The organism is Nocardia nova (assembly GCF_002933465.1).
Lineage (GTDB): Bacteria > Actinomycetota > Actinomycetes > Mycobacteriales > Mycobacteriaceae > Nocardia > Nocardia nova_B.
Map to the genome: position 1 here is coordinate 224,510 of NZ_PSZE01000001.1, position 14,870 is coordinate 239,379.

Annotated in this window: 14 protein-coding genes and 1 riboswitch; of the genes, 10 read left to right on the forward strand and 4 right to left on the reverse strand. The window is 68.7% G+C overall.

Annotated elements, in window-relative coordinates:
• Positions 1-128 precede the first annotated feature (128 nt).
• The 3 genes from C5E41_RS00870 to C5E41_RS00880 all read left to right on the forward strand — a co-directional run bounded on the left by C5E41_RS00870 (position 129) and on the right by C5E41_RS00880 (position 3,943).
• The gene (locus C5E41_RS00870) at positions 129-1,484 is read left to right on the forward strand and encodes a citrate synthase (protein ID WP_081879230.1); all 1,356 of its coding nucleotides are present in this window, start codon (positions 129-131) and stop codon (positions 1,482-1,484) included.
• 619 nt (positions 1,485-2,103) lie between these two features.
• Positions 2,104-3,306, forward strand: coding sequence for a GNAT family N-acetyltransferase (locus tag C5E41_RS00875; RefSeq protein ID WP_104373929.1), 1,203 nt, complete (start codon positions 2,104-2,106; stop codon positions 3,304-3,306).
• Between the two features lie 238 nt (positions 3,307-3,544).
• Positions 3,545-3,943 (forward strand): YccF domain-containing protein, encoded by a 399-nt coding sequence (locus tag C5E41_RS00880; RefSeq protein WP_258080648.1) that lies wholly within the window; start codon positions 3,545-3,547, stop codon positions 3,941-3,943.
• A gap of 13 nt (positions 3,944-3,956) precedes the next feature.
• On the opposite strand, the gene C5E41_RS00885 is transcribed toward C5E41_RS00880, so the two are convergent.
• A complete protein-coding gene (locus tag C5E41_RS00885) occupies positions 3,957-4,421 on the reverse strand; it encodes a MarR family winged helix-turn-helix transcriptional regulator (protein ID WP_104373931.1) in 465 nt (154 codons plus the stop codon).
• A 36-nt stretch (positions 4,422-4,457) separates the two neighbouring features.
• On the opposite strand from C5E41_RS00885, the gene C5E41_RS00890 reads away from it, so the two are divergent.
• Both C5E41_RS00890 and C5E41_RS00895 read left to right on the forward strand, forming a co-directional pair.
• On the forward strand, positions 4,458-4,694 hold the full coding sequence (locus C5E41_RS00890; RefSeq protein WP_030513273.1) for a DUF2530 domain-containing protein: 237 nt from the start codon (positions 4,458-4,460) through the stop codon (positions 4,692-4,694).
• An 87-nt stretch (positions 4,695-4,781) separates the two neighbouring features.
• Positions 4,782-5,408, forward strand: a complete 627-nt coding sequence (locus C5E41_RS00895; RefSeq protein WP_036497939.1) for a TetR/AcrR family transcriptional regulator — start codon at positions 4,782-4,784, stop codon at positions 5,406-5,408.
• 12 nt (positions 5,409-5,420) lie between these two features.
• Here C5E41_RS00895 and C5E41_RS00900 read toward each other — a convergent pair whose 3' ends face one another.
• Both C5E41_RS00900 and C5E41_RS35670 read right to left on the reverse strand, forming a co-directional pair.
• Positions 5,421-8,303: a sacsin N-terminal ATP-binding-like domain-containing protein gene (locus tag C5E41_RS00900; protein WP_104373932.1), complete on the reverse strand. Its 2,883-nt coding sequence runs from the start codon at positions 8,301-8,303 to the stop codon at positions 5,421-5,423.
• A gap of 26 nt (positions 8,304-8,329) precedes the next feature.
• Positions 8,330-9,520, reverse strand: a complete 1,191-nt coding sequence (locus C5E41_RS35670; protein WP_181063036.1) for a DUF3027 domain-containing protein — start codon at positions 9,518-9,520, stop codon at positions 8,330-8,332.
• A gap of 17 nt (positions 9,521-9,537) precedes the next feature.
• Between C5E41_RS35670 and C5E41_RS00910 the strand changes: the two genes are divergently transcribed.
• From C5E41_RS00910 to C5E41_RS00920, 3 genes are all read left to right on the forward strand, one after another.
• On the forward strand, positions 9,538-10,317 hold the full coding sequence (locus tag C5E41_RS00910; RefSeq protein ID WP_104373933.1) for a glutaminyl-peptide cyclotransferase: 780 nt from the start codon (positions 9,538-9,540) through the stop codon (positions 10,315-10,317).
• A gap of 89 nt (positions 10,318-10,406) precedes the next feature.
• Positions 10,407-12,155, forward strand: coding sequence for an MFS transporter (locus C5E41_RS00915; protein ID WP_258080650.1), 1,749 nt, complete (start codon positions 10,407-10,409; stop codon positions 12,153-12,155).
• Entirely contained in the window at positions 12,152-12,691 is a 540-nt protein-coding gene (locus tag C5E41_RS00920; RefSeq protein ID WP_104373934.1) for a DUF2771 domain-containing protein, read from the forward strand. The genes C5E41_RS00915 and C5E41_RS00920 overlap by 4 nt, the downstream gene beginning before the upstream one ends.
• A 34-nt stretch (positions 12,692-12,725) precedes the next feature.
• Here the strand turns inward: C5E41_RS00920 and C5E41_RS00925 are convergent, their stop codons facing one another.
• Positions 12,726-13,154, reverse strand: a complete 429-nt coding sequence (locus C5E41_RS00925) for a cold-shock protein (RefSeq protein WP_174552762.1) — start codon at positions 13,152-13,154, stop codon at positions 12,726-12,728.
• A 206-nt stretch (positions 13,155-13,360) separates the two neighbouring features.
• Here C5E41_RS00925 and C5E41_RS00930 point away from each other — a divergent pair, with 206 nt between their 5' ends.
• Entirely contained in the window at positions 13,361-13,594 is a 234-nt protein-coding gene (locus tag C5E41_RS00930; RefSeq protein ID WP_030513265.1) for a hypothetical protein, read from the forward strand.
• Between the two features lie 321 nt (positions 13,595-13,915).
• A riboswitch (cyclic di-AMP (ydaO/yuaA leader) is annotated at positions 13,916-14,068 on the forward strand.
• A gap of 9 nt (positions 14,069-14,077) precedes the next feature.
• A complete protein-coding gene (locus C5E41_RS00935) occupies positions 14,078-14,719 on the forward strand; it encodes a resuscitation-promoting factor Rpf1 domain-containing protein (protein WP_062961924.1) in 642 nt (213 codons plus the stop codon).
• The last annotated feature ends 151 nt before the right edge of the window (positions 14,720-14,870 follow it).

The following is a 14,870-nucleotide window of genomic DNA, read 5'->3' on the forward strand; positions in this document are numbered from 1 at the left end:
GTGACCGTGAGGTAGCAGATGACGACCCTCACGGATCGACACTACCGGTGAGCAGCTAGCGTTGAGGTAAGTGCGCCGGACGCCACCGCGCCCGACGCCGACGGTTCTAGCCTGAGAGGGATCCTTCCGTGCCCGCTGAGAACATCAAAGTCGCGCAAACGCCTTCGGACGCCAACGGCGCAGGCGACGCCAAGCCGGTACTTTCCTACCCCGGTGGCGAATACGCCATGACAGTCGCCCAGGCCGTCGAAGGCAACGACGGAATCGATCTGGGCAAGCTGCTGGCCAGCACCGGGTACGTCACCTACGACCCGGGCTTCACCAACACCGCGCCCACCAAGTCGGCGATCACCTACATCGACGGTGAGGCCGGCATCCTGCGCTACCGCGGCTACCCGATCGAGCAGCTCGCCGCCAGCTCGAACTTCATCGAGGTCAGCTACCTGCTCATCTACGGCGAGCTGCCGACCCAGGCACAGCTGGAGGACTTCACCGATCGGATCCGCCGCCACACGCTGCTGCACGAGGACCTCAAGCGCTTCTTCGACGGCTTCCCGCGTAACGCGCACCCGATGCCGGTGCTGTCCTCGGCGGTCAACGCGCTCTCGGCCTACTACCAGGACTCGCTGGACCCGCGCGATCCCGAGCAGGTCGAGCTGTCGACCATCCGTCTGCTGGCCAAGCTGCCTACCATCGCGGCCTACTCCTACAAGAAGTCGGTCGGCCAACCGTTCCTCTACCCGGACAACTCGCTGAGCCTGGTGGAGAACTTCCTGCGCATGACTTTCGGCTTCCCGGCCGAGCCCTACGAGGTCGACCCCGAGGTCGCAGCCGCGCTCGACATGCTGCTGATCCTGCACGCCGACCACGAGCAGAACTGCTCCACCTCGACCGTGCGTCTGGTCGGCTCCTCCGACGCCAACCTGTTCACCTCGGTATCGGGCGGTATCAACGCGCTGTGGGGTCCCCTGCACGGTGGAGCCAACCAGGCCGTGCTGGAGATGCTCGACGACATCAAGGCGAATATCAACGGCGGCACCGTCGATGCCGCGGTCAAGGATTTCATCCGCAAGGTCAAGAACAAGGAAGACGGGGTGAAGCTCATGGGCTTCGGACACCGCGTCTACCGCAATTACGACCCGCGCGCGACGATCGTCAAGAAGACCGCCGACCAGATCCTCGGCAAGCTGGGCGTGCAGGACCCGCTGCTCGATATCGCCAAGGCGCTGGAAGAGGCCGCGCTGACCGACAGCTACTTCGTCGATCGCCGCCTGTACCCGAACGTCGACTTCTACACCGGCGTCATCTACCGGGCGATGGGCTTCCCGACCCGCATGTTCACCGTGCTGTTCGCGATGGGCCGGCTGCCCGGCTGGATCGCGCACTGGCGTGAAATGCACAGCGAGCCTTTGAAGATCGGCCGCCCGCGCCAGATCTACACCGGCTACGGTGCGCGCGACTACGGCGATATCGCCGGTCGCTGAATTCCCTGATCCGAAGCCCGCCTTCCGTTCGGAAGGCGGGCTTCGCGTATGTCGAGGGTGGTTGCCGCGCATGGCTTTTCGCGGCTCCGCTCCGGTGGGCGCTGCGCCGCAAGCGGATTCGCGCATGGCTACAAGCGCGCGTTAAGCGTCTCGCTGGCGCCGCCCGGCACCATCATTGTCGCGGCCGGGAAGCGACGCCGGGCCGCCGGAATCCGGGCCTGCCTCGGAGGGGAGGGCAGGCCCGGATCTCCTCTCACGCCGCCACCGATCGAGCGCGGGCGATCCACTACCCGCAACGACGCGAGTGCGACAACGACGTCCGGATCGCCCCGCGCTCGACACCCCATCTCGGCCTCCGCCTGCTCGCTCTGCCTGCTCGCTCTGCCTGCTCGCTCCGCCTGCGCGCTCCGGACGCGCGCGGGCGCGGCACCCGGGCAAGCGCTCAGGTCCCGCACACCGGTACCCGATCCGCCGGACGGTGCACCTCCGGGAGCGCCGCTGGCGATTGCGGCGGCGACCACCGCCGCCACCGGACCCGGCGGTACGACTGCGCCGGTGTGGACGGTCGCGCGGCGAAATCCTGGTGCGCAGGGTGGCGCGGGCGTGCGATGGTCGAGGTATGGCGATCGCAGCAGAGGTCACGCTTCGACCCGCGACCGAGGACGACCTTCCCGGTATCGGGTTGCTGTTGTCGAACGCTTTCGGCGCGTCGCCCAGGGAGGATCCGGTCGTTACCGCACAGCGGCTGAAGCTGTTCCCGATCGAGCGCGCGCTCGTCGCCGTGGAGGGCGACCGCGTCGTCGGGCATACCCGGGATACCACGATGACGCTCACGGTGCCCGGCGCGCATCCCGTCGAGGTCTGTGGCGTGGCAGGTGTCGCGGTGGCTCCGACCCATCGCCGCCGCGGGATTCTGCGCGCGATGTACACCGCACTACACGAGCGCATCGAGGCCGTCGGACTGCCGCTGACCATCTTCACCGCCAGTCGCGCCACCATCTACGGACGGTTCGGGTACGGGCCGTGTGTGGTGGAGAATCGCGTCACGATCGATCGCCGGTTCGCCGAATTCCGGCCCACCGCACCGGATCCCGGCGGGGTGGAACTGACCTCGCTCGACGATGCGATCGCCGTGGCCCCGGGCATCTACGACCGCTGGCGGCGATTGGTGCCCGGCGCCCAGGCCCGACCACATTCGGCGTGGTTGATTCAGCTGGTCGGCAGCGGCGGTCAGGCGGCCCTGTTCGCCCTCGTCCATCCCGACGGGTATGCGCTCTACCGCTACCACACCTCGGAGCCGCGGACACTCACCGCCGAGGTGGTGGAATTGCGCGCGATCACCGCTGAGGCGCACGCCGCCCTGTGGCGTGCCCTGCTCGGCCTGGATCTGGTGGACACCGTCACCGCCACCATCGGTGACGACGACCCGCTGCCCTACCTGCTCACCGACTCGCGCCTGGTCCGCACGACCAGCCGCCACGACGGGCTGTGGGCACGGCCGATGGACGTCCCCGCCGCCCTGTCCGCGCGCGACTACGAGACCGATCTGGATGTCGTTGTCGCCGTCGACGATCCGTTCCGCCACGCCGGTGGCACCTTCGCCCTGCGCGTGCGCGACGGGCGAGCCGAATGCGAACCCACCACCCGCACACCCGATCTGGAACTCGGCATCGACGTCCTCGGCAGCCTGTATCTCGGCGCCTACTCCGCCCGCACCTTCGCCATGGCGAACCGAGTGCGCGCGAAGAACTCCCGGGTGATCGCGGATGTGGACCGCGCCTTCCGGGCCGAGCGCGAACCGATCCTCGGCTGGTTCTTCTGAGCTGCCGCCGACCGCTGCGGCCCAACACCCAGCCGGCGCGACCGGTGCGCCCCGCTGATGCCGTCGGCGCCCTTCGACACCGCCCGATTCTCGGCAGGCGGGCGAGCGGAGCCGCCGATCGAACCGCTGAGCCGCCCGGCACGCGCCGATCGGTGGGCCGCTCACTCGGTACCAGGCGCCGGGCTGCGAAGTGATGTCGTCTCTGGTGGGTGCGGCACCGCCCTGGCATGCTGGATACGTGACCCTCGTCCGGTTCGTACTGAATGTGCTCTGGTTGATCTTCGCCGGGTTCTGGCTGGCGGTGGGTTACTTCCTGGCCGGGATCCTTTGCTGCATCCTGATCATCACCATCCCGTTCGGGATCGCGTCGTTCCGGATCGGGGCCTACGTGCTGTGGCCGTTCGGCCGGGAGGTGGTGGCCAAGCCGGGCGCGGGAGCTCCCTCGCTGATCGGCAACATCATCTGGGTGATCTTCGCGGGGTTCTGGCTGGCGATCGGGCACCTGGTCACCAGCATTCCGCTGTTCGTCTCCATCATCGGGATTCCGTTCGGCTGGGCGAACCTGAAACTCATCCCGGTCTCGCTGATGCCGCTGGGGCGCGAAATCGTCTCCAGCGAGCACGCTTTCGTGGCCTGAGCGCCGGACGGTTCTACTCCGAGTCGGCGACCAACTGCTTCATGATCGCGACCGCGTCGTCGAGCACCCGCAGCTGATCGGGGGTCAACCCGGACAGCTGATCGAACATCCAGGCCTCGCGGGCGTTGTTCTCGTCCTGAATCAGCGCCTTGCCGGCATCCGAGAGCGAGACGATGACCTGGCGGCCGTCGGTAGGATGCGGATCGCGCTTGACCAGCTGCAACTCCGAGAGCGAGGCGATCACTCGCGTCATCGACGGTGGCTGCACCCGCTCCTTGGCGGCGAGTGCACCGGGAGTCATCGCCCCGTCCCTGGCCAAGGTCGCCAGAGCCGACAGCTGGGTGAGCGAAATCTGCGCGGCGGCACGATGGCCGCGCAGATGGCGCGTCAGCCGCACGACCGCCAGGGACAGTTCACCGGCGAGCGCACGGATATCGGAGGGCGTTGTCACAGAGCAAAACGATACGGGACACCACATATGTGGTTCGCCGTTCCCGCCGCTATCGTTGACTTCGTGACCCCCGAGGTACCCGAGATCCCGCCGCGGCTGACCGATCCGCGTCCCGTTCTGGCAGTCGGCTCGCTGGTGTGGCTCGTGGCGACGGTCGTGGTCTGGTGCAACGACAGCTGGGCCGACGCGCGGCCGATCTGTTTGATGGGACTGGGGGTCGGACTGCTCGGGTACAGCATTTTCGTGATTCAACGCCGCGGCGCCCGCAGGGGTGACAAAGGCGCACAGAAAGGGCTGTGACACCCAGCCGACCCGCGCCACGCCGAGCGCGCCGACTTTACAGTGCGCGAATTGACTCATCGCGTCCTGGCGGCTTAACTCGCTTCCGTGTCCTCCCGATTGAGCGTCGAAGAACGACGAGCCCACCTCATCGAGGCCGCCATCGGCCTCGCGGAGAAAAAGGGTGTCGCCGGGGTAACTACACGCGATGTCGCGCAGGCGGCCGGGGTATCGCTCGGTGTGGTGCATTACTGTTTCGAGAACAAAGATGCGCTGATGACCGAACTGGTCAAAGCATTGTCGATGGAATTGCGCGATTCCGTCGAGACCAATGAAACGGTCTGGCAGGAAGTCGGAAGTGGAAAAGAATCCCTTCAAAATCTGGTTCGCGCCAGCCTGGAACTGCTCTGGCTGAACATCGAATCCACACCGCAACGACAACTGCTCACCTACGAAACCACCACCTACGCTTTGCGTGAAAGTGAGCAGACCCCAGCGAAACTCGCGATCGCGCGCGAACAGTATCTGTTCAACGACGCCACCGTCGCCGATGTCCTCGAGCACGGGCGCGTGGCCACCGGAACCGAATGGCGAATCCCGGTTCAGACCTTGAGCCGATTCACCCTGAATGTCATCGACGGAATCGTTTTGCGCTGGCTCGTCGACGACGACAGCGCGGCGGTCCGCACCCAGCTCGACGTGCTCGCGGAAATGATCACCACCTACGCGAAATAGCCGCGCCGCGTATCACGAACTCGGCAGCCGCTGCACGTGGGTGGTGTCGCCCGCGCGCCACCACGGCACGGCCACGGTGGCCTCGTAGGCGCCGGTGAGCCGGACCTCCAGCCGGTCGTGCAGGACCAGCTCACCCGTCAGCGACGGCAGGCCGAACTGCAGCCGCAACAGCACACCCAGCGGCTCGTCCGCCCAGGTTGTCCGTTTTCCGGCGCCGAGCACCTCGGCATGGACCGCCTCGGAGGCAGCGGCCACGTCGAGCAGCGTGGCCAGTTCGCCCGCATGCTCGATATCGCCGGCGACCAGGCGATCCGGCGGCAGCGCCAGACCGAGCCAGGGCCGGTCCAGAACCAGCGCCAGGTCCGGATCGATCACCGCTCCCGACAGCGCACGCACCCGTTCCGGCACGCCGATCTCGTCGAGATCCAGATGCGGCACGGCGGCGGCGAGCCGGCGATAAGTTTGCGAAACCGCTTCCGGGGTGGGCTTTTTCGCAGGATCTGCCAGTGCCTCGAGCAGGGCCACGGCCAAATCGGCGGTGATGTTCGAGGGATCGGCGAGCACCGCGCCGAGGGCTGCCGAATCGGCCGGCGTGAAGCCCGGGAGCTCGGGCAGCAGATCGGCGAACACCGGATCCGATCCGGCCTGATACACACCGAGTGGGCGATCGCCGACCCGCGCGTGGCGGCGCAACCACCAGGCGGTGTAGCCGTCACGGTCGGCGAGCAGACGGCGGGTCGCCGGTTCGGCCAGCAGCAGCCGCAGCGCCTGCGGCCAGGCGCCGTCGGCGACCAGATCCAGATCCCGCACCGCGGCGAACTCCGGCGGATCTTCCGGCAACCCCTGCCACCAGCGGTCCTCGTCGTCGAGGTCGTGATCGGGGCCGGTCGGGTCGGTTTCGGTGACGACGGTGAAACCCCAGCCGACGCCGATCGCGCGCAGGGCCGCCGCCGGATGCCGCTGCGCGACGGCGGTGTCGAGCGTGCCGAACGGGGAATCCGCGATCAGCACCTCGGCCAGCGGGGCATCCGGGAGTAGAAGTTCGTCGGCCGGGCGCAATTCGCCGGTGTCGTCGGGCAATTCGAGCGCGCCGAGCCAGGTCGGCAGTGTGGTGTCCGGCGGCAGGTGGGCGGCCAGGCCCAGCACTGCCTCGCGCAGCTCCTCGTCGTCGGATCGATAGTCCAGTTCGGCTCGCAGCGCGGTATCGGTCAGCAGATCCTCGACCCCGGCCTGCTGTGCGCCGAGCCGGCCGAGTAGTTCGTGCGCGGCCTCCGGGTGGACCAGCCGCGCCCACGGCACCGCCACCGCTTCCTCGAGCTGATCGTCGAGCACCACCGTGCGCGGGCCGGTGACCAGGCGGCCGTCGGAGAGCGGCACGGCCAGCGCGCCCAGCTCCTCGGCCGCGAGCGGATCGGTCACGAACGGTTCCAGCGCGTCGTAGAGCGAATACCACCACTGCGGCGGGCGCTGCACACTTCCGGTCAGTTCGGCCACCCGAGCCAGGCCGATGCGATGCACGTCCAGCACGCCCAGCAGTTCGGCGCAGGCGCGACCGGACAGCTCCGGGATCACCAGCGGGCCGAGCAGACCTGCCAGCAGGTCCGCCAGTTCGGTTGTGACGCCGAGGAATACGCTCGCGCGATTCGGAGCCGCGTCGGCACGCCGCGGCCCGGCGGTGGTCGACAGCCCAGCGATCTCGGCAGGCAGCGGCGCCACACCGGTACGCATCACCTCATCGATACCCGGCAGCGTGATCGCGACGTCCAAATCGGCGGGAGCACTGTCGGCGGAGGCACGGTCGGGATCGGTGAGCACCGGCAGCCAAGGATGTTCGCGCAACTCGTTCACCAGCGCCTCGCGCAGCAGACCGTCGGCCTCGCTGCGGGCGAAACCGGGCGCCGGAACCAGCGCCAGGCGATCCTCCGGTGGCAGGGCGCGGGCGAAACCCGCATAGCCCTCGGCCAATTCGGCCACCCGGGCGCCGGGCATCAGGCGGCGCCGATCCGGTTGCAGCGCGATATCGGCGATCACCAGGGCGGGCAGGGAGAGTTCCTCGTCGGTGCGGGTCGGTGCGCGCAGCACATCAGGGCGCGCCGCAACGGCCCGGCCGTCTCGCAGCGGGAGCAGCCAGCGCGCCCGCGCGGTGGTGTACTGCCACCACCGGAAGTCCTCGCCGGACGGGGAGGTGATACCGACCTGCTGCAAGCCGTTGCCCGCATCCTCCACCGCACGCCAGGATTCGTCGTCCTCGATCCGGATCGAATGCAGGCCCGGCAGTTCCAGCAGCAGATCCACCACCTCGGCTCGCATGGCCGCGAGCAGTTGCGCGGCGTCGACGTCCTCGCGCAACCAGACCACGATCTCGCTGTCGAACCCGGTTGCCGGTGCGACCGGCACCGACCAGGCCAAGCGCAGTACCGGCACGGCGGGGCCGTCCGCACCGGCGGGGATGTCGATACCGTTGTCGCGCAGTTCGATCAGGGTCTGAGCACGGGAGAATCGCAAAGACCCGGTGGTGGAGCGAAATTCCACCTCGTCACCGGCGGAGAGCACCGCCGTGAACCCGACACCGAATCGGCCGACCGAGGTACCCGTCTTGCCCGACGCTCGCAAGGCCGTCAGCGCGTGCACACCGGAAAGATCCAGCGGGGCGCCGGTATTGGCGATGTGCAGGGCGCGGCCGCGCAGCCGCACCGACACCCGGCCGGAGACCCCGGCCTTGACCGCGGCGTCGGCGGCGTTCTGCGCCAGCTCGGTCAGCAACCGATCGCGATATCCGGCCCGGACCAGATCCGCCTCGGTGGCGGCGTCCTCGCGCAGACGAGTCGGCGAATTCCGCCATGCGGTAAGTACTCCCGCACGCAAGTCCGCGGTGCCGAACGGATCCTGTGTCACCCCTACGGCTCCCCCGCTCGCGCTCGTCAGTTCTCCTCCGCCGCCCCGGTCTCGCCCGGCTGCACCCGCACCGCGGACACCGCCCAGGCATCGCTGTAGCGCGTGATACCGGTGCCGGCACTCTCGGCAGCTTCGGTGGCGGGGCGGCCGGTGGCAGCATCCACCTCAGCGGCATCGCCAGCGGCCTCCGCGCCGGCGGGATCGGAGTTCGCGCCCCCGGACATGCCGGCAACGGCGACTGAGGGAACTTCGGCATCCTCGACCGCAGCGGCACCCTTCGTGACCTCGCCGCTCGTGACGGCATCCGACGCGCTGTCGGCGTCGTCGTCTTCAGCGGCGCCCGTAGTGGGGTCCGTCGCAGCGGGGTCCGTCGACGACTCCGTGCCTGTCGATGACTCCGTGCCTGTCGACGACTCCGGCTCGATGGTGGACGGCGCCGCGGCCTCGGCGGACCCGTCCCGCGCGGTCAGTTCCTCTACCGGAACGACCTCGATCGCCGCATCGTCGTAGGCCTCGTACAGCGGTGAGCCGGCACCGGTGGGCATTTCGGTGTCGGAATGGGCGCCACAGCCGTATTCGACGTGGACCACCCGGCCGTCGGCGCCCATCGCGTTGGCGCAGACACCGAAGGCGGCGCGCAACGCACCGGCGAGGGGCACGAAGAACCCGCACACTCCGCAGGTTCCGGGGGCCGAACGCGCCATCTCGGTGTCGGGGCCGAATTCGGAGTACCAGCGCTCGGCGGCCTCCAGGCGGCCCGCACGGCTGAGGACCTGGCGGCGGCCGAGGCCGACCTCCTCGCACACCTCGTCGACCACCGGGTCGCCGGTCTCCAGATATCCCGGCACCAGGCGCGGATCGTCGACGCGCGGGGCGAGCAGATCGCCGGGGGCCAGATCGCCGGGGCGGATGCGCTGATCCCACGGCACGAATTCCGGGGCCACCAGTGCGTCCGGCCCAGGCAGCAGGGCGGATTCGCTGACCGTCGCGTATTCGGCATCGGGCGCGGCCGCGACCACGACCTCCCACCGCCAGCCGCGGTACCCCGGCAGGGTCGCCGCGAAGTGATGGGTGGCCGCACACTCGTTCTCGCCGGTGACGCCCAGATGTTCGCCCACACCCGTGGGCTGCAACTCCAGGAGCGCACGGCGAGCCAGGTCGACCGCCCCCGCCAGGATCGGTCGCACACCGGACTCCGAAACAGACACTGCGCTCACGTCCTACATTTTGCCGTATGAAACGCCAACGCCGTGCGGCGGCCGCAGCAGTGCTGATCGCGGCGGCCACAATGCTGTCCGCCACGGCCTGTGAGCGCGACGACAACACCCCGCGCCTACGGGTCGAGGTGGTCGCCACCCGCCCGCACGACCGCACCGCGTTCACCGAGGGGCTCGAGGTCGACGGCCCGGTTCTCTACGAGAGCACCGGGATGGAAGGCGACTCCGGTGTCCGGGCCACCGACCTCGCCACCGGCGCGCCGATCGCCGCCGCGAAACTCTCCGACGCCTACTTCGGCGAGGGCATCACCCGTGCCGGGGACACCGTCTGGCAACTCACCTGGAAGAACGAGACCGCCCTCGCCCGCGATCCGCGAACACTCACCGAACGCCGCCGCGTCCGCTACGACGGCGAAGGCTGGGGCCTGTGCACCCGCGGCGACCGCCTGGTGATGAGCGACGGCAGCGACACCCTCACCTTCCGCGATCCGAACACCTTCGCGACCACTGGCACGATCCGGCTCACCAGCCATCACGACGCCCGGCTCAACGAACTCGATTGCGCCGCAGACGGTTCGATCTACGCCAACGTCTGGCCGACCGATCAGATTCTGCACATCGACCCGGTCGGCGGCGCGGTACTCGCCGAGATCGAGGCGGGCGGCCTGTTGCGCCCCACCGAGCGCACCGGAGCAGACGTTCTCAACGGCATCGCCCAACTCCCCGGCACCGACCACTTCCTGATCACCGGAAAATACTGGCCGACCATGTTCGAGGTCCGATTCGTCCCGATGTGACGCGGCAGTCACCACGACGGCGGCGGACACGCATCGGATCACAGCCCGGCCGATGTCCACGCACCGGCCGAGTGCGAGAGAATCGACATGTGACTGCCTCCCGCGAACCCTCCGGCACCGAACCCGGTCCGCGGGACGGCGAGGAGTATCCCGCTACCCGGCGGCATCCCGGCTACGACCGTTACCCGCCGCCGAACACCCCGTCGTCCGCCTCGTCGTCCGCGCCCCTGCCTCCGCTGCCGCGCCGCAGCGGCGAACCGGACGTGCCCGAATTCGTGACCCGGCGCATGGCGACGGGTGAGCCACCGCGGGCCCTTCCGCCGCGCGGATCGCCCGGCGACGACCGTTCCGCAGAGGCCACCGAGGCACCGAGCGCAGCCGAGCGCCCCCGGCCCAAGGACGCGAAAATCGCCGAACGCCAACGTGTCCCTCGCAAGATGACCGTGACGCGGGTAATGGCGATGCGCACCAGGGACCTCACCGAGAAGGGTTTCCACACCTTCCAGCGCGCGGCGCGAGCCGACGGTGCGGGCGAATCCGGGCTCACCGCACTCGTTTACGCGACCATGGCCAACTTCGCCCTCGACGCCGCGATCGCGGTGGCGCTGGCCAATACGCTGTTCTTCGCCAGTGCCACCGCCGAATCCAAGACCAAGGTGGCGCTGTATCTGCTGATCACGATCGCACCGTTCGCGGTGATCGCGCCGCTGATCGGGCCGCTGCTGGACCGGCTGCAACGCGGGCGCAGGCTCGCGCTGTCGGCCTCGTTCGCGATCCGGGTGGTCTTCGCGATCCTGCTGATCTTCAATTTCGACAGCTGGGCGCTGTATCCGCTGGCGCTGTGCATGATGATCTCGAGTAAATCGTTCGCGGTCCTCAAGAGCGCGGTGACGCCACGGGTGTTGCCGCCCGGTATCGATCTGGTCCGCACCAATTCCCGGCTCACCGTGTTCGGTCTGGTCGGCGGGACGCTCGGTGCGGGCGCGGTGGCCGGAGCGGTCGCCGCGGTGGCCGGATCCGTCGGTGCGCTGGTGTTCGCGGCGTTGATCGCGGCGGCCGGGGCGTATCTGAGCCTGCGGATTCCGTCCTGGGTCGAGGTCACCGAGGGCGAGGTGCCGGCGACCCTCGGCTACCACAGCCGCAGCGGCACCGAAGTGCTGGACCGCGGTGAGAAGTCCGCGGCGAAACCCAGTCGGCGCCGGCAGCCGCTCGGCCGGTCGGTGGTCACCGGACTGTGGGGCAACAGCGCGATCCGGGTGCTGACCGGCTTCCTCACCTTTTATGTGGCCTTCGTCGCGAAATCGACCGAACACCGGCCGGTGCAGCAGGCCGCGATGCTCGGACTGGTCGGCGCGGCCGCGGCGATCGGCAACTTCGCCGGCAACGCGACCGGCGCCCGGCTGAAATTGGGCCGGCCCTCGCTGATCGTGGTGGGGTGCACCGCGGCGTGCACGGCCGTCGCCGTGGTCGCGATGCTGCTCGACAATCTGATCGGCGCCGCGGTCGCAGCGCTGGTGGCGGCCTGTGCCAGCGCACTGGCCAAGGTCTCGCTGGACGCCTCGATCCAGGACGATCTACCGCCGGAATCGATCGCCTCCGGATTCGGGCGCTCGGAAACGGTGCTTCAGCTGTCCTGGGTGGTCGGCGGCGCCGGTGGCGTGCTGCTGCCGACCGTGTACTGGCAGGGCTTCGCGGTGGTCACCGCGATCCTGGTGCTTGGTTTGGCGCAAACCTTCGTGAGCTACCGTGGGCATTCGCTGCTCCCCGGATTGGGCGGTAACCGTCCGCAGCACGTCAAACAGGAAGTCCCCCTACCGACAGGAAAACAGCCACAGTGACCAAGCCCAGCACCCGCACGATCCTCGCGCTGGCCCTGGCGGCAGTTCTGGTCGTCGCCGCGGCCGTCGCCGGCATCGTGGCGGTGGCGGTGCACAACGCGCACGAGGCCGATCCCACGGTTACCGCCTACGCGCACGGCAAGACCGTCACGGTTCCGCCCTATCTGTACTGCACGATCGGCGAACCGGATCCGCACGGCCGGGTTTCCCCGGACTGTAAGCGCACCGAGATCACCGCGGAACTGAATCCGCCGCTGGGCTACCCGGTGCAGCTGTCGCTACCCCGGCACATCGCCGACGCGCCCTGGGTGATGGTGCTGGAGTACCAGCAGATCGACAATCCGGGCAAGACCGTGCAGCACCTGGCGTCCTACCGCGACTACCCGCAGGGCACCCTGGCCGTGACGGTGGACAGCCATCCCGAACCGAACCTGCGCCTGATCGGCGTCGAGGTGCAGCTGCTGCTGCTCATGCGCGACGAGGCCGGCAACGAAGCGTTCTCGCCGTATCAGGCGTGGTCTATCAAGGCGGCGTGACCGCGGTTCCCTCGCGAATTCGACGCTCGCGAACTCAGTGATCGAGTTCGCGGGCCACCCCGCGCACCACTTCGGCGATCCGCTGCGCGGTCTTGCGATCGGGGTACTTGCCCTTGCGCAGCTCCGGCTGCACCGTCGCCTCCAGCAGGGTGATCATGTCCTCGATCATCCCGTGCAGGTCGTCGGGCGCCTTGCGCGGATGGGCCGGAGCTTCCTTGCGCACCCGGTCGTTGCGGCCCTGCGCGGTGCGCACCGAGGGCAGCGGATCGAGCAGCTTCAGGCTCAGCGCCTGCGGGCCGCGGCGACCGGCGGCCATTCCGAACTCCACGCGCTGGCCGGGCTTGAGCGCCTCGACACCCTTGGGCAAGGCGGACGACCGAACGTAGACGTCCTCACCCTCATCCTGGGAAAGGAAGCCGAAGCCCTTGTCGACGTCGTACCACTTCACCTTGCCGGTCGGCACTGCGCTCACCCGTTCGTCATCGTTGTCCGGTCCGTCCGAATCCAGCGGGGTCACGAACGACCCCGGACACGGACGTAGGTTCCGGCGTTTCGCCGGAACCTATCTCTGTGCGAAAAGAACGCGCCCCACACAGCTATGCAGGACGCGATTGATTCGAGTCTACCCCGGTGGGGATAGGGCGAGCACATCCGTTTTACGGTGCACCCATGCCGGACTCCTCCTCGCCCCGCGCGCCTCGGGGCTCCAGCGACGTGCTGTTGCGCGTGGCCGTGGGCCTGTTCGCGGTCGGCGTGCTCGCGATCGTCGCCATTTTCCTCACGCCGATCCTGACCGACGCGGACCCGCCGCTGTGGCTGTATCTGGTGGCGATGGCGGCGACTCCGCTCGGCCTACTGCTCGCGATCGCGTTTGCGCTGTGGTCGGGTCGGCGCGCTCGCTGACCGTCTCCCCAACACGCCGGACAGTTACACGTGTGACGTTCGTCACATAACGACACGATAACGCCACGGTCACGGCCCGCACTCGGTACAGACACGCCGCACTCACCTGCACAGACGCGGATTCGGAAGCTCTTGCTACACAGCACGACCGGCCATACACGCCGGTTACCAAATAGTGATTTTTCAGCCGGATCGTCGTACCGTCTATCGCAGCCGGGACATCCCGGCACCACCGGCCCGCCGCACCGAGCCTCGCCCCGCGGGTACGGACCCCGACGGAACCAGGGGCGAGGGCGGGGAACCCACGTTCCCACAGAGGTTTTCGGAGCTCAACCGAGTTTCGAAGCCTCCGCAGGAAAGCGGGAACGGCCGGCAACGACCGATCCCTTGGGGTGAAGTCCCGGCAAGCCGGGACCGGACGGCCTCTCAGTCCGAACCCGACAGCTCACCTCGCAGGCGCGTACGAGAGGAAGACGACCCGACATGAGTGGACGCCATCGCAAGCAGACCAACACCGGTCGCACCGTCGCCAAGGTCGCTGTTTCCACCGCGATCATGGGTGGCGCGGGTGTGGCTCTCGCTGGACACGCCGCCGCGGCTCCCGATTCGGAGTGGGACCGCCTCGCACAGTGTGAATCCGGTGGTAACTGGGGCATCAACACCGGCAACGGCTACCAGGGCGGTTTGCAGTTCTCGCAGTCGACGTGGGCCGCTCACGGCGGCACGCAGTACGCTCCCTCCGCCAACCAGGCCAGCCGCGACCAGCAGATCGCGGTCGCCGAGAAGGTGCTCGCGACCCAGGGTTGGGGCGCGTGGCCTTCCTGCTCCTCCAGCCTCGGCCTGCACGGCAGCGCCACTCAGCGCGATGTGCCGGCTTCTCCCGCTCAATCCCCGCGCTGGCAGCCGGGTGCCGCCGAGAGCGAAGCCTCGACCCAGGCCCCGGCCGATGGCAACCAGCAGGTGTTCTCCGCCGTCGACAAGGCCGTCACCGCCGCACAGGCGCAGGGCGTGCAGCTGCCGCAGCCGGCGCTCGATGCGTACAACGCCTTCAAAGCCAGTGGCGCCAAACTCGATCCGTCGATCGTGAACTTCTACGAGGCGAACAAGGGCCTGCTGCCCAACTAGACCGCTCACATGGTTTCCCCCTGCAGGGAAGGCCCGCATCTCGCGATGCGGGCCTTCCCTGTGTTGCCGGGCCACGAAGTGCATGCCGGCCGCCGGCGTCCCCGCGACGCGCGCTCGACGATGCCCGCGCGAACAGGAAGCCCGGATACGG